Consider the following 19,775-nt stretch of genomic DNA (forward strand, 5'->3'; position numbering starts at 1 on the left):
GGTGACCGCCAGCTACATGCTCATAGGAGTGCTGCTAGGCTACTAACTAATTGTTATTCAATTATCATTAGTGATTAATAGCCAGCACTCATATGTTGCAATCTTTGTATGCCCGCCATCACCTACGTGTGGAGTTTAGCATTATGAGCCGAGGTACTCGCACCATCGAAATCTATCGCTACGATCCTGATGTGGACGCAGCCCCACGCATGCAAACTTATACGATTGAATTACTTGATTCAGATCGTATGTTGCTTGACGTGTTATTACGCCTAAAGAAAGAAGATGAAACAATCACTTTCCGTCGCTCTTGCCGTGAAGGTATTTGTGGTTCTGATGGCATGAACATCAATGGTAAAAATGGTCTAGCATGTCTAATCAACATGAACACGCTACCAGAAAAAGTAACCGTTCGTCCGTTACCTGGTTTGCCAGTGGTTCGTGACTTGGTTGTTGATATGAACCAATTTTACGAGCAATACGAAAAAGTACATCCGTACTTAATCAACGATCAGCCAGCACCACCAACTGAGCGTTTGCAGTCTCCTGCTGAGCGTGAAAAGTTAAATGGTCTGTATGAGTGTATTCTGTGTGCATGCTGCTCAACGAGCTGCCCATCTTTTTGGTGGAACCCTGATAAGTTCTTAGGTCCATCAGCATTGCTACATGCGTATCGCTTTGTGGCTGACAGCCGCGATGGTGACACTCAAGCACGTTTGGCGCGTTTAGACGATCCGTTTAGTCTATTCCGTTGCCGTGGCATTATGAACTGTGTGTCAGTTTGTCCAAAAGGCTTGAACCCAACCAAAGCAATCGGTCATTTACGTAATATGTTGATTGATCAAGCTGGTTAATTGTTTTGATTATTGTTGATAGCACAAAAAAACACCACCTATTCATTAGGTGGTGTTTTTGTTAGTCAAAATCACTGATTATAGTAGTGTTAATTTTCTGATCACTATTGTTTGAAGTGGGCTTCTGTCTGTGGCGATGAGCAATTGTGCCGGATAGGTAGAATAATAAGCCTAGTACACTGGTGAATAATAGGACGTTAGTCTATCCGTAAATCCGTACGGGCGATACGTTGGTCATATGCAAGAAGACATATTATATAAACAGTCAATCTATACAATCAGATACACGTAAAGTTTGGTATAATTACATCTTGAACTTGATCAAACATTGCAAATTTTGTTTCCGATGCATTAAAAGTAGCATCTATACGGGCTATTGCATTAATACAATAAAACGTTATGTATACAATAACGAGGCTTCTATAATTGATAATAGATATTCATTACGTAAATACTTAGTATTGAACAAACAAACTATATCGTAAAAAACGCTCATGATATTCTATACAGCAATGTATGTTTATCTGAAACGATAAGATTTGTTAGCAAATAGCGGATATTTCAGCGATAATAGCCAGTTTATAGGCTAGCTGAAAGATTGACCATTTATTAATAATTTATCATTGATGAATTGGTTATGGCTAAAAGAAGTATATATAAATTAATGTTGTGAAACGAGCTAGATCAGAAAACTGAGTATTCACAAATAAATTTATTTTTAACATAGGTGTTGCAATAAGACTTGTTATCACTATTTAGCATTACTTGCTCTTTTAGACAATGACAGCAATATTCTATAGTGACGGCAATACTTAGGGATAAAAGTGTTTTATCGAACCGTATTTAATGGGGTATGACGAATTTTCTGAACGCCTAGCATACAACGACTGACACCATAATAAGCACGATTCCATTCATTTATCTATCAAATAGACGATTATTATGAATAGTATAACCAAAGAAAAAGCGGACCAAGGACATACTGAACTGGCCGCCGATAATGCCAGCTATATAGAAGCTCTTTATGAGCAATACCTAACGGACCCTGATAGTGTTGACACAGATTGGCAAGCGTACTTCGAACAGTACAAATCGTCAAATGATGCTCAGCATAATGCTATTAAAGACCAATTTTTGTTACTTGCTCGCAATCAAACGGCAAACAAATCGAGTAACGAAAGTACCGGTACAAGTAGTAGTAATTCAGACAACTGTACTGATCCTAAGCAAATGGGCGTACAGCAACTCATTTCAGCATACCGCCGCCGTGGTCACCGCCGCGCCAAGCTAGATCCATTGAACTTACATCCACGTGCAGAAGTGGAAGATCTAACCCTAGCTTATCACAACCTATCAGAAGCCGATCTTGATACTGTATTCCCAACCAATGATTTAGTGATCGGTAAAGATGAAGCGCCATTGCGTGAAATTATCGAGATCATGGAGCGTGTTTACTGCCGCCATATTGGTATTGAGTATATGCATGTGACCACCAGTACAGAAAAACGCTGGATGGAAGAGTATGTAGAAAGCAATCTAGGCTATATCAAGTTTGACAAAGAAAAGCGTTTGTCTATTCTTGAGCGTCTAACAGCGGCCGAAGGTCTAGAAAAATATTTGGCGCGTAAATATACAGGCGTTAAGCGTTTTGGTCTAGAAGGTGGTGAGAGTTTCATACCTGCAGTTAATGAAATCATCCAACGTGCTGGTGGCTATGGTACAAAAGAGATGGTCATTGGTATGGCTCACCGTGGACGTCTAAACGTGTTGGTCAATATTTTGGGCAAAAACCCTGCAGACTTATTTGATGAGTTTGACGGTAAAGTGCAGCCAGAAAAAGGCTCAGGCGACGTTAAGTATCACAATGGTTTTTCATCTAACGTGATGACCCCAGGTGGTGAAGCGCATTTAGCCTTAGCATTTAACCCATCGCATCTTGAAATCGTTGCACCAGTATTACAAGGCTCAGTACGTGCACGTCAAGTGCGCCGTAATGATCAGCCGTCATTAGATAATACTGGTGGCAACTCAGTATTACCAATCGTTATCCATGGTGATGCGGCTTTTGCTGGACAGGGTGTGGTTCAAGAAACCTTCCAAATGTCACAGACCCGTGCTTATACCACTGGCGGTACTGTACATATCGTTATCAATAACCAAGTTGGCTTTACCACTAGCCGTCAAGAAGATGTTCGTTCAACCGAATATTGTACTGATGTCGCAAAAATGGTACATGCACCAATCCTACACGTGAATGGTGATGATCCTGAATCAGTCGTTTTCGCGGCTCAATTAGCCTTAGACTATCGTCATCAGTTTGATAAAGACATCATTATTGACTTGTTCTGCTACCGTCGCAACGGTCACAACGAGGCAGATGAGCCTTCAGCCACTCAGCCATTGATGTATGCAGTTATTAAGAAACTGCCAACGACACGTACCCTTTATGCACAAAAGCTCATCGCAGAAGGTATCTTAAATGCTGAAGAAGAAAAACAGTATGAAGATAATTATCGTGAATCTTTAGACCGTGGCGATTACGTTGTCAGCTCACTGGTTCAAGAGCCTAACGAGCAGCTATTTGTAGACTGGAAGCCTTATCTAGGTCATGACTTGGTTGACGATTGGGATACCAGTGTTGATATCGAAAAGCTCAAAGGTTATGGACGCCGTATGGCTGAGATGCCAGAAGGATACAAGCTACAGCGTCAGGTTCAAAAGGTTGTTGAGCAGCGTCTAGCTATGCAAACAGGCGAAGAGCCTCTCAACTGGGGTGCCGCTGAGACATTAGCCTATGCATCATTAGTTGATAACGATGATGTCTTGGTACGTATTACTGGTGAAGATGTCGGCCGTGGTACATTCTCACATCGTCATACTGAAATCTACAATGTTAATGATGGCAGCATGTATGTGCCACTTGCTCATTTGAGCGAGAAACAAGCACGTTTTGCTACTTATAACTCGTTATTGTCAGAAGAAGCTGTATTGGCCTTTGAATATGGCTATGCTACGACAGTACCGAACGCCTTGATTGTTTGGGAAGCTCAGTTTGGTGACTTTGTGAACGGTGCCCAAGTCGTCATTGACCAGTTCATCTCAAGTGGTGAGACCAAGTGGCAACGTGTCTGTGGTTTGACGATGTTGTTACCGCATGGTTTTGAAGGTCAAGGCCCTGAGCATTCATCTGCTCGCCTTGAGCGCTTCTTACAGCTATGTGCTGAAGACAATATGCAAGTCATCACGCCAACGACTCCTGCACAGATTTATCATGCCTTACGTCGTCAAGCGGTACGTCCGATCCGTAAGCCTTTGATTGTTATGTCACCAAAGAGTTTATTGCGTCATAAGCTAGCAACTTCTCATTTAGAAGAGCTTGCTAACGGTAAGTTCGAAACGGTATTGCCAGAGATGGACGATCACAACGCAGATAAAGTGACTCGTATGGTGCTATGTGGTGGTAAGGTTTATTACGATCTACTAGAACAGCGTCGTGCACTAGGTCTCGATCATGTTGCTATCGTTCGTATCGAGCAGCTATATCCGCTACCAGAGCAACGTTTGGTCGCTGAGATTGAAAAATACAGCAACTTGACCGAGATTGTATGGACGCAAGAAGAGCCATTGAATCAGGGCGCTTGGTACTACTTAGCACCGCATATGTTCCGTATTGTTGTACCACATCCAACCAAAGCAAAAGTTATGGAGCCCGTGGCACGTCCTGCTAGTGCAGCACCTGCAACAGGATCTCCAAAACTGCATGCACAGCAACAACAAGCACTGATTGCTGGTGGCCTTGGTGTAAGTGTTGATGAATTAGCTCAATAATAGATTGTCTATTAAGATTATAGAAGATAAATGAATCAGGCGATGACAGTCAGTATGTTTTAATATTCTGCCAAATAGCATTATTAAAACGATACTGATTGCCTATCACGACTTAATAATAAGTATGAATATCCAAATCTAAGGAGTATATCGATGGCTGACATCAAAGCCCCCGTTTTTCCAGAATCGGTTGCCGATGGCACAATCGTTGAATGGCATGTCACTGAAGGTCAACAAGTTAGCCGTGACGACCTATTAGCTGAAATCGAAACTGATAAGGTGGTACTAGAAGTTGTGGCACCTGATGATGGTGTTGTGACCAAGATCGTCAAAGATGTTGACGATACTGTTCTGTCTGATGAGCTAATCGCACAATTTGAAGCAGGCGCAAGTGCTGGTGAAGCACCAGCGGTAGAGACAGATCAACCTGCTGCGCCAGTACAAGAAAAGCAAGCTGCAGATGGTGGCGAGCCAGTACAAGTCACTGACAAAAAAGATGAAGCAGAGCACAAAGATCAAAGCCCAGCCGTCCGTAAAGCGGCAAAAGAGTCAGGCGTTGATCCTAAAGAAGTTGAAGGTAGCGGCCGCGGCGGTCGTGTCACTAAAACTGATATGGCTAACCCAACACTGAAATCAGACAGCAGCATCAAGTCTGACAGCGGTCGTCCAGTTGCCGAATCAATGGGTGAGCGTACTGAAAAACGCGTTCCAATGACTCGCTTGCGTAAGCGTGTTGCTGAGCGTCTATTATCAGCATCACAAGATACCGCGATGTTGACGACGTTTAACGAAGTGAACATGAAGCCATTGATGGACATGCGTGCTAAGTACAAAGAGAAGTTCGAAAAGCGTCATGGCGTCCGTTTAGGCTTTATGTCGTTGTTTGTAAAAGCGGCAACTGAAGCACTAAAACGCTTCCCAGCAGTAAACGCTTCACTAGATGGCGATGACATTGTTTATCATGGTTTTTATGATATCGGTGTAGCCGTATCATCAGATCGTGGTCTGGTCGTTCCTGTACTGCGTGATACTGACCGTATGGGTATGGCGGACATCGAAGCCAAAATCCGTGAATACGGTAGCAAGGCGCAAGAAGGCAAGCTTGGTCTAGACGAGATGACGGGTGGTACATTTACTATCTCAAACGGCGGTGTATTTGGGTCATTGATGTCAACCCCTATCTTGAACCCACCGCAAACTGCCATCCTAGGTATGCATGCGATCAACGAGCGCCCAATGGCGGTCGACGGTAAAGTTGAAATCTTGCCAATGATGTACTTGGCGTTATCTTATGACCACCGTATGATCGATGGTAAAGAAGCGGTGCAGTTCCTAGTAACTATCAAAGAGTTGGTCGAAGACCCAGCTATGTTGCTACTAGACTTGTAAGCTTCTAAGCTTGTATTGGCAACCGCTGATACAAGCTTTTTAGCTTTGGTACAGATAATAGCTCTACCTGATAAGCAGCAACTGATTTGCTGCTAAATATATTCAAAGAATTTAATAATGGTGACTGACGCTCAGTGATCGATAAGTAAGTTTCTCTCACGGACATAGCGTATTAGCTATCAAGTGTAGACAATGCTGAGCGTTTGGTAAAAAAACCAGTTTAAATAACACATAAAATTAAAAATAGGAACGTACTATGAAAGACAATTATGATTTAGTCGTCATCGGCGGCGGTCCTGGTGGTTACGAAGCAGCGATTCGTGCAGGCCAGCTCGGTATGAGTGTTGCTTGTATCGAAAAGCGCGTTTATAAAGGCGAGCCAGCACTTGGCGGTACTTGCTTAAATGTCGGTTGTATCCCATCAAAAGCCTTGCTTGACAGCTCACATCGTTATGAAGCCACCAAACACGACCTTGGCGAACACGGCATCAGCACTGGTGATGTGGCTATCGATATCGAGCAGATGATTGCTCGTAAAGAAGGCATCGTCAAGCAGTTGACTGGCGGTGTTGCCGCGTTGCTAAAAGGTAATGGCGTCGATTGGCTACAAGGCTGGGGTACGCTAGTTGATGGCACGGGCACTGACAAAAAAGTCAAATTTACTGCGCTAGAAGACGAAAGCGAAACCACGATCACTGCTAAGAATGTCATTCTTGCGGCAGGTTCTGTGCCTATCGAAATCCCTGTTGCCAAAACTGACGGTGACCGTATTGTTGATTCAACTGGCGCGCTTGATTTCACTGAAGTACCTAAGCGCCTAGGCGTTATTGGCGCGGGTGTTATCGGTCTTGAGCTTGGTTCAGTATGGCGTCGCCTGGGTGCGGAAGTAGTCGTATATGAAGCACTTCCTAGTTTCCTAGCTGCTGCTGACAAAGACATCTCAAAAGAAGCCGGCAAAATGCTCAAAAAGCAAGGTCTTGATATCCGCGTTGATACTAAAGTCACCAATGCTGAAGTACAAGGTGATCAAGTTGTCGTCACTAGCGAAAGCAATGGCGAATCGAGCGAGGAGAGCTTTGACAAGCTAATCGTTTGTGTTGGTCGCCGTGCTTATTCTGAAAAGCTACTTGGTGAGGACAGCGGTATCACGTTGACTGAACGTGGTCTTATCGATGTCAATGATCAGTGCAAAACCAACCTTGATGGCGTTTATGCTATCGGTGATTTGGTCCGTGGTCCAATGCTTGCGCATAAAGCGATGGAAGAGGGCATGATGGCTGTTGAGCGTATTCATGGCGAAAAACCTCAAGTTAACTATGACACTATCATCAATGTCATTTATACTCACCCAGAAATCGCATGGGTAGGTTTGACTGAGCAAGAAGCTGAAGAAGCTGGCTACGAAGTGAAGACCGGTTCTTTCAATTTAGCTGCTAACGGTCGTGCATTAGCGCAAAGTGAAGCACAAGGCTCTATCAAAGTTGTTGCTGATGCTAAGACTGATCGCCTGCTAGGTATGCATGCGATCTCTGCTGGCGCGGGTGATATCGTCCATCAAGGTATGATCGCGATGGAGTTTGTCTCTAGTATTGAAGACTTGCAGCTGATGACATTTGCGCATCCAACGATTTCAGAAGCAGTGCATGAAGCTGCGCTATCTGCAGATGGCCGTGCTATCCACGCTATCCAGCGCAAAAAGCGTAAGAAATAACTAGTTGCTCGTTTAATTATTATCGATTTACAACCTGATTGGGGTATCGCTATTTGGGTGATGCCACAATCATGAGTGCGTCAGACGTATGATTCATATGTATATGTGCGCACTTGATTTCACTTTTTATTAATTGTAAAAAATAAAGGATACAATCAATGAATTTACATGAGTATCAAGCAAAAGAGCTATTAAAAAGCTACGGGTTGCCAATTCAAGAAGGCATCATCGCTCATAACGGCGACGAAGCTGCTGCAGCTTTTGATAAAACCCCAACGGATATCGCGGTAATCAAAGCGCAAGTACATGCTGGTGGCCGTGGTAAAGCTGGTGGCGTAAAACTGGTTAAAACTCGTGAAGAAGCCAAGCAAGTTGCTGAAGAGCTGATCGGTACTAACCTAGTAACGTTCCAAACTGATGCTGATGGTCAGCCAGTCAACTTTGTATTGGTTGCAGAAGATATGTATCCAGTACAAACTGAGCTATATCTTGGCGCTGTTGTTGACCGTGCGACTCGTCGCGTGACTTTCATGGCATCTACCGAAGGCGGCGTAGATATCGAAGAAGTAGCGCACAACACACCAGAAAAAATCTTCAAAGTACACGTTGATCCTTTAGTTGGTTTAATGCCTTTCCAAGCGCGCGACGTTGCGTTCAAACTTGGTCTAGAAGGCAAGCAAATCAATCAATTTGTTAAATTGATGACTGGCGCCTATAAAGCATTTGTTGAAAATGACTTTGCATTGATGGAAATCAACCCATTAGCTGTTCGTGAAAATGGCGAAATCGTTTGTGTTGATGGCAAAATTGGCATCGACTCAAACGCCCTATATCGTCTGCCAAAAATCGCAGCACTACAAGATAAAACTCAAGAAAACGAGCGTGAGCTTAAAGCGGCTGAGTTTGACCTAAACTATGTTGCTCTAGAAGGTAACATCGGTTGTATGGTTAACGGTGCTGGTCTTGCCATGGCGACCATGGACATCATCAAATTGTATGGCGGTAAACCTGCTAACTTCTTGGACGTTGGCGGCGGCGCAACTAAAGATCGTGTTGTTGAAGCGTTCAAAATTATCCTTGAAGACAGCAGTGTTGAAGGCGTACTAATCAACATTTTCGGCGGCATCGTACGCTGTGACATGATTGCAGAAGCGATTATTGCTGCAGTAAAAGAAGTTGATGTACAAGTTCCTGTGGTCGTGCGTTTAGAAGGTAACAATGCTGAGAAAGGCGCGCAGATCTTAGAAGAGTCTGGCTTGAAATTAATTTCAGCTCAAGGTCTTTCTGACGCCGCGCAAAAAATTGTCGACGCTGTTAAAGCGTAATAGCCAAAGCGTAATGACGGCAGTGGCATATTGAAATGCTAATGACAGCCGACGCCTACTGCCAACATTACAAGACAACCGAATACAAGGAAAATATAATGAGTGTATTAATCGATAAAGATACCAAAGTATTGGTACAAGGTTTTACTGGTAAAAACGGTACGTTCCATTCAGAACAAGCCATCGAATACGGCACCAAAGTAGTTGGCGGCGTAACCCCAGGTAAAGGCGGTCAAACGCACCTAGGCTTACCAGTGTTTAACACAATGGCGGAAGCCATGGAAGCGACTCAAGCTGACGCTTCTGTTATCTATGTACCAGCACCATTTGTACTAGACTCTATTGTTGAAGCCATCGATGCTGGCGTTAAGTTGATCGTTGTGATCACTGAAGGCGTACCAACTATCGATATGCTAAAAGCAAAACGCTATCTTGAAGAAGCAGGCGATGTGCGTTTGGTTGGTCCTAACTGCCCAGGTGTTATCACGCCAGGCGAATGTAAAATTGGTATCATGCCAGGCCACATCCATCAGCCAGGTAAAGTGGGCATTATCTCACGCTCCGGTACGTTGACTTATGAAGCGGTTGCTCAGACAACTAAGCTTGGTTTTGGTCAGTCAACGTGTATCGGTATCGGTGGTGATCCTATCCCTGGTATGAACCAGATTGACGCGCTAAAACTGTTTGAAGCTGATCCACAAACTGAAGCAATCATCCTAATTGGTGAGATCGGTGGTACTGCTGAAGAAGAAGCGGCTGCTTACATCAAAGACCACGTCACTAAGCCAGTGGTTGGTTATATCGCTGGTGTTACCGCTCCAGAAGGCAAGCGTATGGGTCATGCTGGCGCTATCATCTCTGGTGGTCAAGGTACTGCTGAAGAGAAATTCAAAGCGTTTGAAGATGCTGGTATCGCGTACACACGCGACCCATCTAAGCTTGGCGACAAACTAAAAGAAGTTACTGGCTGGTAAGATAGACATTAGTCTATAGTGAAACTACTAAAACTATATTGAAATGTTAAGAAGACACCCCTACAATGGGGTGTTTTTTTTATATCTGAAAATCCTATGAAAAGCGAGATATTGGCCATTACTTATAAAGATTGTATCAGTTTTCATAAACATGTTATTTTGAATGATATAGCTCGTAATTTTTGATTCAGGGTTCTTGAACTGATAATTTCTGTATATCTGCTGAGACGTTTGATATTAGCAAGGTACAAATCCAAATCGCTATAATATCTACTAAGTATTTGCTAAGTTAGCATTATTTTACCTGACCTACTTTCTTAAAACAGTCCTCTTATTATGAAAAAAATCACTCATGCTGTTATCCCTGTCGCAGGCTTTGGTACGCGTATGCTGCCATTGTCTAAATCTGTGCCAAAAGAATTGTTACCGCTTGGCAATCGTCCTGCTATCCATTATGTGGTCGAAGAGGCTATCGCTGCGGGTATCAAGCATATTGTCTTGGTCGGTCATGCACAAAAAAGCGCGATTGAAAACTACTTCGATATCAATGCTGAGCTAGATAATCAGTTACGCCACAAAGGTAAAGATGAGCTGGCTGATAGTTTAAATTGGCTACCAGAGGATGTAACGGTATCAATGATACGTCAAGGTAAGGCCTTAGGTTTGGGGCATGCAGTACTAGCTGCGCGTCCTATCATTGGCGAGCATGATTTTGCTGTATTGCTCCCTGATGTCGTTCTCGATCCGTTTACTACTGATATGGCTGCTGATAATTTGGCCTTTATGATTGATGCTTTTAGTCATGATGGCCATTCGCAAATATTGGTAAATGAAGTTGCTGACGAAGATGTGCACAAATACGGTATCGCCAAACTTATCGATACCAGTCATATAGATGAGATATCTGGCGGCGTTAATGCCAGCTTTGGCGTGGCAGGTTTTGTAGAAAAGCCAAGCTTAGCAGAAGCACCGTCTAAACTTGCCGTAGTGGGCCGTTACGTATTTGATAATAAAATCTTTGATTATTTGGCTGATACCGAAGCCTCAGTCGGTGGTGAGATTCAACTGACTGATGCTATCGATGCGCTTATTAACGAATATGGTGTGAATGTGACAACGATGCGCGGTGCCAGTTATGATGCCGGTGACATGCGCTCGTATATGCAAGCGTTTATCTATTTTGCCGAGCAGCAATTAGCAGATGAAAAATAGCGATGGATAAGATAAAGGACGATAAGAAGTATCATAGCGCTCGCCGTTCCAAATACTGGGAACAGTTGCAAATGCTTGCGGCGCAGCCATGGTCGCTGGCAAACTTATTTGCACAAGATGACAGTCGTGCGACACGATTTAGTGCGCAAGCTGGCGCGCTATACATGGACTATAGCAAGCAGTGTATCGATGAGCGAGTTATGGATGCTTTATTGCGGCTAGCAGATAGCTGTGAGTTGTCCGCTCGAATTGATGCGTTGATGCAAGGCGCGATGGTCAATAATAGTGAAGAGCGAGCGGCCTTACACACAGCACTACGTCTGCCTGAGAATGCAGAGCTACAAGTTGGTAAGCAAGATGTGGTTGCCGATGTACATCATAGTTTGGCGCAGGTAGCGAGATTATCCGAGCGTGTCCGTAGTGGCACATGGCGAGGGTTCTCAGGTAAGGCCATCACTGATGTGGTTAATATTGGCGTTGGCGGCTCTGATCTTGGGCCTCTTATGGCGACCGCTGCGCTTGATGAATGGGCAGATACGGAAATCGGTGTACATTTCGTCTCTAATATGGACGGCACTCAGCTTGATAATCTACTAAAGCACCTCAATCCTGAAACCACATTATTTATTATCTCTTCCAAATCCTTCGGTACGGTTGATACTTTATCTAATGCCAAAACCGCACTGTCATGGTTACTTGCGACGGCGACGCTGCGTGCTGGTACTGAAGACAGTGTGTTGCGTCGGCACTTTATTGGTATCTCGGCAAACAGTGAAAAGATGAGCGCTTGGGGGATACATCCTGAGCATCAATTAGAGCTTTGGGAGTGGGTTGGAGGCCGGTTTTCTTTGTGGTCAGCGATTGGGCTAGCCATTGCTATTCGTGTTGGTATGAATAGGTTTAGGGAGCTACTAAGTGGTGCTCACAGTATGGATGAGCATTTTGCACAGGCGCATTTTACAGATAACTTACCAGTATTGCTAGGGCTGCTAGCTGTATGGAACAGTACGTTTTTGAGGGTGAATGCACATACCGTACTACCTTATGATGGACGGTTGGGCTATCTGCCTAGCTACTTGACCCAGCTTGAAATGGAAAGTAATGGCAAGTCGGTCACTCAGCACGGCGACCATATTGATTATGATACTTGCCCAATTCTGTGGGGCGAGATTGGTTCAAACGCTCAGCATGCTTTTTATCAGCTACTGCATCAAGGCACGCAGCAAGTCTCCTGTGATTTTATCGCTTGTGTACGCCGTTATAGTGGCGAGGTGCAAAACGCCTCGTTGCAACAACAGCATGAGCTATCTTTAGCAAACTGCTTAGCGCAAAGTCGAGTCTTGGCATTTGGCAATGCTGCTGTCACAGAGGCATCGAATAGTGATGCAAAAACGGTATCCAGTGCAGATAAATACAAATATTACCGTGGTAATCAACCATCGACTACCTTGCTTATCGATGAGCTTACGCCTCATAGTTTGGGTGCGCTGGTTGCGCTCTACGAGCATAAAGTCTACGTGATGGCCAGTATTTGGGATATCAATCCGTTTGATCAATGGGGGGTTGAGATGGGCAAGCAAATGGCAGAGTCTGTGCATGACGCTATGCAGCAAGAGACTCACAGCCAATTTGACACTTCTACCGACCAGTTATTACAGCATATCAAAAAACTATCTCAGTAATATTGATCAATCAATAATGTAAAAAGGTACACTCATGGAGACTGCTACAAACGATCAATTTACGCCTTATAATGAATTTGCATCAAGCCCATTGACCAATTCCAATGTGTGTGTGCTGGTTGGCCATAGTATCGAAGCGATTACCAGTGCAGTGGTGCTGGCAAGTTTAGGTCAACGCGTTCATCTGTATGCGGATATGGATCTATTGGCTCAGCAGATACAGCAATATAGCTTTGAGCACCATTTGCAAGCACTATGGCAAATGTATGTACAGCAGCAAGTCATTACGAGTCAAGCATTACCAGAGAGTGCAGAGACGTTAATACAATATTATGAAACGGCAAATCATGGTGACAGCCACGTCGTCAGTCAGAGCATTCATAGTGATGATCGAAATAAAGTGGCGCTTTACTGGTTGTTTTTAGACAGTATTAAGCCAACATGGAACGACGACAGCTGGATTACGGCATTTAACCATAGTCACCAACAGGCATTACCTGTGATTATGAGTGGTATTGAGAAATTAGGGACTATCTCAGCGCTATCTGAGTGTTTACAGCGCGCTTGGGTTTATTATGTTCCGTTCGTATTTTTGCAAGATGGTGATGCTTATAATTCCATGTTGAACCCTGCATTATGGTTGCTGGGTGAAAAAACAGCAGACAGCAACCAACATTTAGAGATGTTACAGCCGTTAATGCAGCATGCTCGCGCCGCTCATCATGCCGATATCGCAACAATAGAGTTTGCGCGTAGTAGTATCATGGCGATGCTCGCGACCCGGGTGAGCTTTATGAATGAGATGTCACGCTTGGCGGATAGCCAGCAGGTGGATATCAGCCAGGTGAGTTGTATCATGGGGTTGGACGAGCGCGTAGGCAGTAGCTATCTACAGGCAGGCTGGGGGTTTGGCGGTAATACACTACCTACCGAGCTGGCTAAGTTACAGCAGTCGAGCGAAATGCATAGTTTAGACATGCCTCTTTTACAGTCTGTCGTGCATATTAATGAGGACCAAAAAGAGCTGATATTTCGCAAGTTTTGGCAGTATTTTGATGGTTTCATTGACAATAAAACCGTCATGATCTGGGGCGGCAGTTATAAAGCAGGCTCAGGCCGTACCGCAGGCTCAGCCATTCATCCATTGTTAGCATTACTCTGGTCTTATGGTATCCGTACACTGGTTTATAGTGATAAGGCACAGGGTGAGCTTGCTGCACTGTACGAACAACAACCATTGTTTGAATTGATTAGTAGTCCTTATCAGAGAATCAATGATGCTCAGGCCGTTTTTTTGATCAGTTGGTTGCCACGAGATCGATTGGATATTGATAAAATCAATCAGCAAGCCATGCCAGTATTTGATGCGCAAAATACATTTACTCGATCGCAAATTGCTCGCTTAGTAGGCGACTATGTGGGCATTGGCCGATCTAAATAATGTTATTGAAGTTCTTCATTATTAAAAAAGCTCGCTAATCATGATTAGCGAGCTTTTTTTGTGAGTTTACGCTGGTACTGCTCCTTGTACCGCTAGCCATTGTTGAATTTCTTGCGTTTTACTAGCCAATAACGAGTGATCGCCGCGACTTTCGATATTCAATCTAATCAGTGGTTCAGTATTTGAAGCACGCAAATTGAAGCGCCATTCGCCAAAATTTAGGCTTAAGCCATCAAGCAGAGATTTATTAGGGCTGTCTACACTAAATTTTTCTTCAATGGCACTGATGATGGTTGGGGCATCATGAGTCGTGAGGCGGAAGTTTAGTTCGCCTGAGCTGGGATAAGACTGAATATAGCCTGTGACCAATTCTGATAAGGTCTTACCTGTGATAGACAGCAGCTCAATGGTGAGTAACCAAGGAATCATACCGCTGTCACAATAGAAAAAGTCACGGAAGTAATGATGGGCCGACATCTCGCCACCATAGACCGCACCTGAGTCCCGCATGATTTGCTTGATAAAAGAATGTCCAGACTTACTGATGACGGCATTGCCATTATGCGCTTCGATAACCGCTTCAGTATTATATATCACTCGTGGATCATAGACGATTGACTCACTCGGGTATTTGTTCAAAAATGCTTGAGCGAGCATACCGACGATGTAGCTACCATCAATGAACACGCCATTTTCGTCAAACAAAAAGCAGCGATCAAAGTCACCGTCAAAAGCAATACCAAGATCCGCTTTGTTTTCTAGTACGGCTTGCTGGGTCGCCAGTCTATTGGCTTCAATCATTGGATTAGGAATACCGTTAGGGAAGCTACCATCAGGCGTATGATGCAACGTGATAATTTCAATGGGTGCACCAGCTTGCGTCAGTCTATTGATTAACAAGTCAACGACTGGACCTGCACTACCATTGCCTGAATTAACGACCAGTTTGAGTGGTTTTAGTTTATCAATATCGATAAAAGTCATGACATGATCGATATAAGCACTTTTATCAGTCAATAATTGCAACTGTCCTGATTGATTGTCAGTGGTAAATTGTCCTGATTCTGCCAATGCCTGAATCTCTGCCAAACCGTCATCAGCACTGATAGGTTTTGAATGTTCTTTGACCAGTTTTAAACCATTATAGTTGATAGGGTTGTGACTGGCAGTCACCTCAATACCGCCCAGCGCCTGATAATAACTGGTGGCAAAGTACACCTCTTCCGTACCACTCATGCCCAAATCGATTACATCGACGCCTGCATCAACGATGCCTCTGATAGCGGCTTGTTTTAATTGCTCACTAGAGTGGCGAATATCACTACCAATGACAATAGCTGGTTTTAGATCTGCCATATCATTGGTTTGAGTTTCAATGGCTGCCTGATAGCGCTGATATAAAATCTGAGCAAAAGCCCGACCAATACGGTAGGCGATGTCTTCATCGAGATTGACGCCAAGCTCACCGCGTATATCATAGGCTTTAAACGAGTTGATGGTGATAGCATTGAATTCCGTGGCTGGCTGATAGCTGGTGGTCGCAGAAGTCGACATAATGATAAAATTCCTTGCGCATGAGCAATGATAAAATAAGAAAGTAGATAGCATAATTATAAGCCAATCAGGGTTCAATGATACATTAACTACTCAATGAGTTAGATACATGTCGATATGTATGACGCAGATTTATGCTGATCGATCACTAAGCCTCGTACTACACTGACATACGAGAATGATAAACTATACGCTATACCAAGCCAAAAAATGGCATGATAAATAAGATATAAGAGTATTTCCTATGAGTATTTTAGACAATAAAATTACCGTACCTAAGCCCGTGCAAGGCACACCAAAAGCAAGCGGCGAGCTTGATGATCTTCTGGCTTTGATGGCTCGTCTACGAGCAGATTGTCCATGGGATAGGAAGCAGACCAACCATAGCCTGATTCCTTATGCTATCGAAGAGGCCTATGAGCTGGGCGAAGCGGTGCAAAGCGATGATGATGAAGATATCAAAGGTGAGTTGGGAGATGTCCTGTTACAAGTCATCTTTCATTGTCAGATGTACGCTGAACAAGGGCGTTTTGATATGAGTGATGTCATTACGACTTTACAAGAAAAGCTGGTTCGCCGTCACCCTCATGTATTTGAAGCCGAAACGCTCAAAGATGATGCGGCAGTAAAAGTACGCTGGGATGAAATTAAAGCGGAAGAGCAACAGGCACGCGAAGCACGCGGCAAATCAAAACGTCGCTTAGATCAAGTGAAAGCGGGTAGTGCCTTAATGCAGGCACAAGATGTGCAAAACCAAGCGTCAACGCTGGGTTTTGATTGGGAGGGTGTTGCTGGTGCAGTCGAAAAGCTAGACGAAGAGATTGCCGAGCTAAAGCATGAGCTAACAGATAAATCTATAGTCGAGATCAAAGCCAATATCAGAGAGGTAGAAAAGGAATTAGGCGATTGCATGTTTGCGCTCGTCAATGTCGCACGTAAACTAAACCTTGATGCAGAAGCGGCTACCTTAACCTGCGTACATAAATTTAAATCACGTTTTGGTTATATCGAGGAGCAATTAGCATTAAGTGGTAAGCGTTTGGAGGACAGCGATATAACCGAAATGGATGCATTGTGGGAAGCGGCGAAACAACATGAACGCTCATCATAAAATTCTACCTAGTAGCTATATTTCGCCCAGCAGCTACATAGTAATGTCTATTGTTAGTCTTTTATGCGCTCTGCTGATGCTTAATAATGCCCACGCTGCTCCCTGTTTTGACAACCCTCAGCGCGCTTACAATTATCTGTTGGCACAAGAAAATGCCAAAATACAGGCACGAGATGAAGCCACCGTAAATATCAATCTTGCCAGTGAAGGCGAGCTGGTATCGCTGAATGGTATTGGCAGCAGTAAAGCTCAGGCGATTATTTTATATCGTGAAATGTTTGGTGAATTCAAAACAGTAGATGAGTTAACAAAGGTGAAAGGTATTGGTGCAAAAACGCTTGAGAAAAATCGAAGACGCTTAAGTGTGCAAGATTAATAGCGGTATTTTGCATTAATCAATCCCAATATTGACAAAATAGCATGTAAGTAAATGTCATAACACACCCAGCACGTGCAAAATTTGTTAAACTAGCGGGTACATCCGCCTGATAAACGCTGTGTTATTCAGGGGTGGTTAAAGAATACCGGCGAGGAGTAGATGCATGGCCGAGCGTGCCGCCAAGCAGTTAGAACTGAACAAATCTGAATTACCCAATTCCATTACTGAAGTGATTGCCACATTGACCCGAGCTGGGTTTGATGCGTATATCGTTGGTGGCGGTGTGCGCGATACCTTATTGGGTCTGCGCCCAAAAGACTTTGACGCCGTGACTGATGCCAAGCCGCACGAGATTAAAGACGTCTTTGGCAAGCGTTGCCGTATCATCGGTCGCCGCTTCCAATTGGCGCATGTGTATTCAGGTCGCGAGTTAATTGAAGTTGCTACCTTCCGTGGTCCACCAACGAGCAATGCCAATACCAACCAAGACGGTATGATCCTGCGCGACAATGTCTGGGGCGATATCAAGCAAGACTTTGCTCGTCGTGATTTTTCTATCAACGCGCTTTATTATCAACCGCTCAAAGGCGTGGTGCATGATTTTTGTGGTGCGCTTGAAGACATCGATAATAGAATTATTCGTCTATTGGGTCATGCGCCAGTGCGTATTGAAGAAGATCCAGTAAGACTATTACGTGCGCTGCGATTTAAAGCCAAATTGGGCTTTGAGTTTGATGATGCATTATCCGATCAGTTTCATGATGGTAATTGGGCGCTGCTTGAGCAGATATCGCCACATCGTCTCTACGATGAAACACAGAAGATGTTTACCGGTGGCTATCTAGTGCCACTGTTGCCACTATTGTTTGAGTCTGGCGCGATCGATAGCCTCATTATTTATCCACCAGCCGAGCCAAGCGCCTTAGTCAATCAAGTGGCCATCAATACCGACAAGCGTATTGCGGCAGGCAAAAGCATCAATCCAGCGTTCTTTTATGCGGCGCTATTGTGGGAAAACTATCTGCATCAATTGGCAAAAGCTAAAAAGCGCAATATGCCGTTTGCTGAAGCACAAATGCATGCCGCTGGTAAAGTCATTGACCGTCAACGCATCAAAACCGCTATTCCAAAATTTGCTGAGCAGTTTATCCGTGATATCTGGATATTGCAGCCAAAACTTGCCGCTCCGCGTAGCAAGCAAATCGTTCAGCTCTCTGAGCATCCGCGCTTTCGTGCGGGTTTTGACTTTTTATTATTGCGTGAGCAATGCGGTGATGCTGAGCACCCATTGTCAGAGTCGACGAATGGCATGGGCGAGTGGTGGCAGACGTATCAGACATTGTCTGAACGAGAGCAGCAGCAAGCGATTGATGATTTTGATGAAAATATTCGCCGCGGTGCCTATAAAAAAGGGCAACGTAGCCGCGGACGCAATCGTCAAAAACCAGAAGCAAATATCACTGATCATTCACCATCTAATCAGAACAGTGCAAAACAAAGTAAAGCCAATACTAGTACTGATAAAGGTAGGAATGATCAGACAATGGTAAATGACCCATCAAATATCCCAGCACGCCGTCGTCGCGCTGTCAGTCAGACCAAAAACACTGGTAAAGAATATGATACGCAGCAGGTAAAGCAAGATAGCAATGAGCTTGCTCAGCTACAGCAGCTATCGCTTGCTGGTAATAACCAAGCGACAAACAAACGCCATCACTCTAAACCTGCGCCACTGTTCGTTATAGAGCACGAAAAAGTTGTGCCACCGCTACAAAAGCAGCTGCCAGCTGAGAGTGCATCGCAGCCGAAGCGCAAGAATGCACCTGTGCAAACGGATAAAGCTGATCGTTCAGATAGTACTCAGTTGTCTAAAGCTAATTCGTCAGAGGTTAAGGCATCATCTGATCAGGTAAAACCAACTCGCTCAATCGGCAGATCGCCTGCGCTTGTCAGTATGAATAACGAGCCGATTCCGCACAAGCGTCGCCGTCGTCAGCCTACTGTTGATAGTACAAATAGTGTCGAGTTGCAAAGTAAGAATGATAAAGAACAATCAACAGCGAAGTATGCGAGAAAAGCACCTAAGTCAGTAGCGACATCAGCTAGTCCAGCTGATACTACAGAAGCAAAAACTGTAGCGCGTGAAGGGACAAAGAAAGCGGCTACACCAACAAAGGCCAAGAAACCAGTCAAAGCAAAGACTGAGCAAGTTGATAGTAATCAAGCTCCTGCTGTTAAAGTGACCGATGATAAAGGCCCTGTGCCATCAAAACGCCGTCGCCGTCAGCCTAGTACTGAAAGTGCCTGATATGAAT

At 44.2% G+C, this 19,775-nt stretch carries 13 protein-coding genes; 12 read left to right on the forward strand and 1 reads right to left on the reverse strand.

Annotated features, from left to right (window positions below):
• Positions 1–143 precede the first annotated feature (143 nt).
• The 9 genes from AS194_RS02860 to AS194_RS02900 all read left to right on the forward strand — a co-directional run bounded on the left by AS194_RS02860 (position 144) and on the right by AS194_RS02900 (position 14,416).
• The gene (locus AS194_RS02860) at positions 144–854 is read left to right on the forward strand and encodes a succinate dehydrogenase iron-sulfur subunit (protein ID WP_058023969.1); all 711 of its coding nucleotides are present in this window, start codon (positions 144–146) and stop codon (positions 852–854) included.
• Positions 855–1,796: 942 nt separating this feature from the next.
• Positions 1,797–4,682 (forward strand): 2-oxoglutarate dehydrogenase E1 component, encoded by a 2,886-nt coding sequence (locus tag AS194_RS02865; RefSeq protein WP_058023970.1) that lies wholly within the window; start codon positions 1,797–1,799, stop codon positions 4,680–4,682.
• Between the two features lie 153 nt (positions 4,683–4,835).
• Positions 4,836–6,071, forward strand: a complete 1,236-nt coding sequence (gene odhB / locus AS194_RS02870; protein ID WP_058023971.1) for a 2-oxoglutarate dehydrogenase complex dihydrolipoyllysine-residue succinyltransferase — start codon at positions 4,836–4,838, stop codon at positions 6,069–6,071.
• Between the two features lie 256 nt (positions 6,072–6,327).
• Positions 6,328–7,782: a dihydrolipoyl dehydrogenase gene (gene lpdA, locus AS194_RS02875; protein WP_058023972.1), complete on the forward strand. Its 1,455-nt coding sequence runs from the start codon at positions 6,328–6,330 to the stop codon at positions 7,780–7,782.
• A gap of 158 nt (positions 7,783–7,940) precedes the next feature.
• Positions 7,941–9,107, forward strand: a complete 1,167-nt coding sequence (gene sucC / locus AS194_RS02880) for an ADP-forming succinate--CoA ligase subunit beta (protein WP_058023973.1) — start codon at positions 7,941–7,943, stop codon at positions 9,105–9,107.
• A gap of 98 nt (positions 9,108–9,205) precedes the next feature.
• Entirely contained in the window at positions 9,206–10,081 is an 876-nt protein-coding gene (gene sucD, locus AS194_RS02885; protein WP_058023974.1) for a succinate--CoA ligase subunit alpha, read from the forward strand.
• Positions 10,082–10,417: 336 nt separating this feature from the next.
• Positions 10,418–11,293, forward strand: a complete 876-nt coding sequence (locus AS194_RS02890) for a UTP--glucose-1-phosphate uridylyltransferase (RefSeq protein WP_058023975.1) — start codon at positions 10,418–10,420, stop codon at positions 11,291–11,293.
• 2 nt (positions 11,294–11,295) lie between these two features.
• Entirely contained in the window at positions 11,296–12,975 is a 1,680-nt protein-coding gene (gene pgi, locus AS194_RS02895; protein WP_058023976.1) for a glucose-6-phosphate isomerase, read from the forward strand.
• A gap of 34 nt (positions 12,976–13,009) precedes the next feature.
• Positions 13,010–14,416, forward strand: coding sequence for a UDP-glucose 6-dehydrogenase (locus tag AS194_RS02900; protein ID WP_058023977.1), 1,407 nt, complete (start codon positions 13,010–13,012; stop codon positions 14,414–14,416).
• Between the two features lie 66 nt (positions 14,417–14,482).
• Here the strand turns inward: AS194_RS02900 and AS194_RS02905 are convergent, their stop codons facing one another.
• A complete protein-coding gene (locus AS194_RS02905; protein ID WP_058023978.1) occupies positions 14,483–15,970 on the reverse strand; it encodes a phosphomannomutase/phosphoglucomutase in 1,488 nt (495 codons plus the stop codon).
• Positions 15,971–16,214: 244 nt separating this feature from the next.
• Here AS194_RS02905 and mazG point away from each other — a divergent pair, with 244 nt between their 5' ends.
• The 3 genes from mazG to pcnB all read left to right on the forward strand — a co-directional run bounded on the left by mazG (position 16,215) and on the right by pcnB (position 19,768).
• A complete protein-coding gene (gene mazG, locus AS194_RS02910) occupies positions 16,215–17,081 on the forward strand; it encodes a nucleoside triphosphate pyrophosphohydrolase (protein WP_058023979.1) in 867 nt (288 codons plus the stop codon).
• On the forward strand, positions 17,065–17,457 hold the full coding sequence (locus tag AS194_RS02915; RefSeq protein ID WP_058023980.1) for a ComEA family DNA-binding protein: 393 nt from the start codon (positions 17,065–17,067) through the stop codon (positions 17,455–17,457). The genes mazG and AS194_RS02915 overlap by 17 nt, the downstream gene beginning before the upstream one ends.
• A gap of 166 nt (positions 17,458–17,623) precedes the next feature.
• The gene (pcnB, locus tag AS194_RS02920) at positions 17,624–19,768 is read left to right on the forward strand and encodes a polynucleotide adenylyltransferase PcnB (protein WP_058023981.1); all 2,145 of its coding nucleotides are present in this window, start codon (positions 17,624–17,626) and stop codon (positions 19,766–19,768) included.
• The last annotated feature ends 7 nt before the right edge of the window (positions 19,769–19,775 follow it).

Source organism: Psychrobacter piscatorii (genome assembly GCF_001444505.1).
In the GTDB taxonomy this organism is placed as follows: domain Bacteria; phylum Pseudomonadota; class Gammaproteobacteria; order Pseudomonadales; family Moraxellaceae; genus Psychrobacter; species Psychrobacter piscatorii_B.

Coding starts and splice junctions, on each gene's coding strand:
- AS194_RS02860 (WP_058023969.1), top strand. CDS start 144: ATGAGCCGAGGTACTCGCACCATCGAAATCTATCGCTACGATCCTGAT.
- AS194_RS02865 (WP_058023970.1), top strand. CDS start 1,797: ATGAATAGTATAACCAAAGAAAAAGCGGACCAAGGACATACTGAACTG.
- odhB (WP_058023971.1), top strand. CDS start 4,836: ATGGCTGACATCAAAGCCCCCGTTTTTCCAGAATCGGTTGCCGATGGC.
- lpdA (WP_058023972.1), top strand. CDS start 6,328: ATGAAAGACAATTATGATTTAGTCGTCATCGGCGGCGGTCCTGGTGGT.
- sucC (WP_058023973.1), top strand. CDS start 7,941: ATGAATTTACATGAGTATCAAGCAAAAGAGCTATTAAAAAGCTACGGG.
- sucD (WP_058023974.1), top strand. CDS start 9,206: ATGAGTGTATTAATCGATAAAGATACCAAAGTATTGGTACAAGGTTTT.
- AS194_RS02890 (WP_058023975.1), top strand. CDS start 10,418: ATGAAAAAAATCACTCATGCTGTTATCCCTGTCGCAGGCTTTGGTACG.
- pgi (WP_058023976.1), top strand. CDS start 11,296: ATGGATAAGATAAAGGACGATAAGAAGTATCATAGCGCTCGCCGTTCC.
- AS194_RS02900 (WP_058023977.1), top strand. CDS start 13,010: ATGGAGACTGCTACAAACGATCAATTTACGCCTTATAATGAATTTGCA.
- AS194_RS02905 (WP_058023978.1), bottom strand. CDS start 15,970: ATGTCGACTTCTGCGACCACCAGCTATCAGCCAGCCACGGAATTCAAT.
- mazG (WP_058023979.1), top strand. CDS start 16,215: ATGAGTATTTTAGACAATAAAATTACCGTACCTAAGCCCGTGCAAGGC.
- AS194_RS02915 (WP_058023980.1), top strand. CDS start 17,065: ATGAACGCTCATCATAAAATTCTACCTAGTAGCTATATTTCGCCCAGC.
- pcnB (WP_058023981.1), top strand. CDS start 17,624: ATGGCCGAGCGTGCCGCCAAGCAGTTAGAACTGAACAAATCTGAATTA.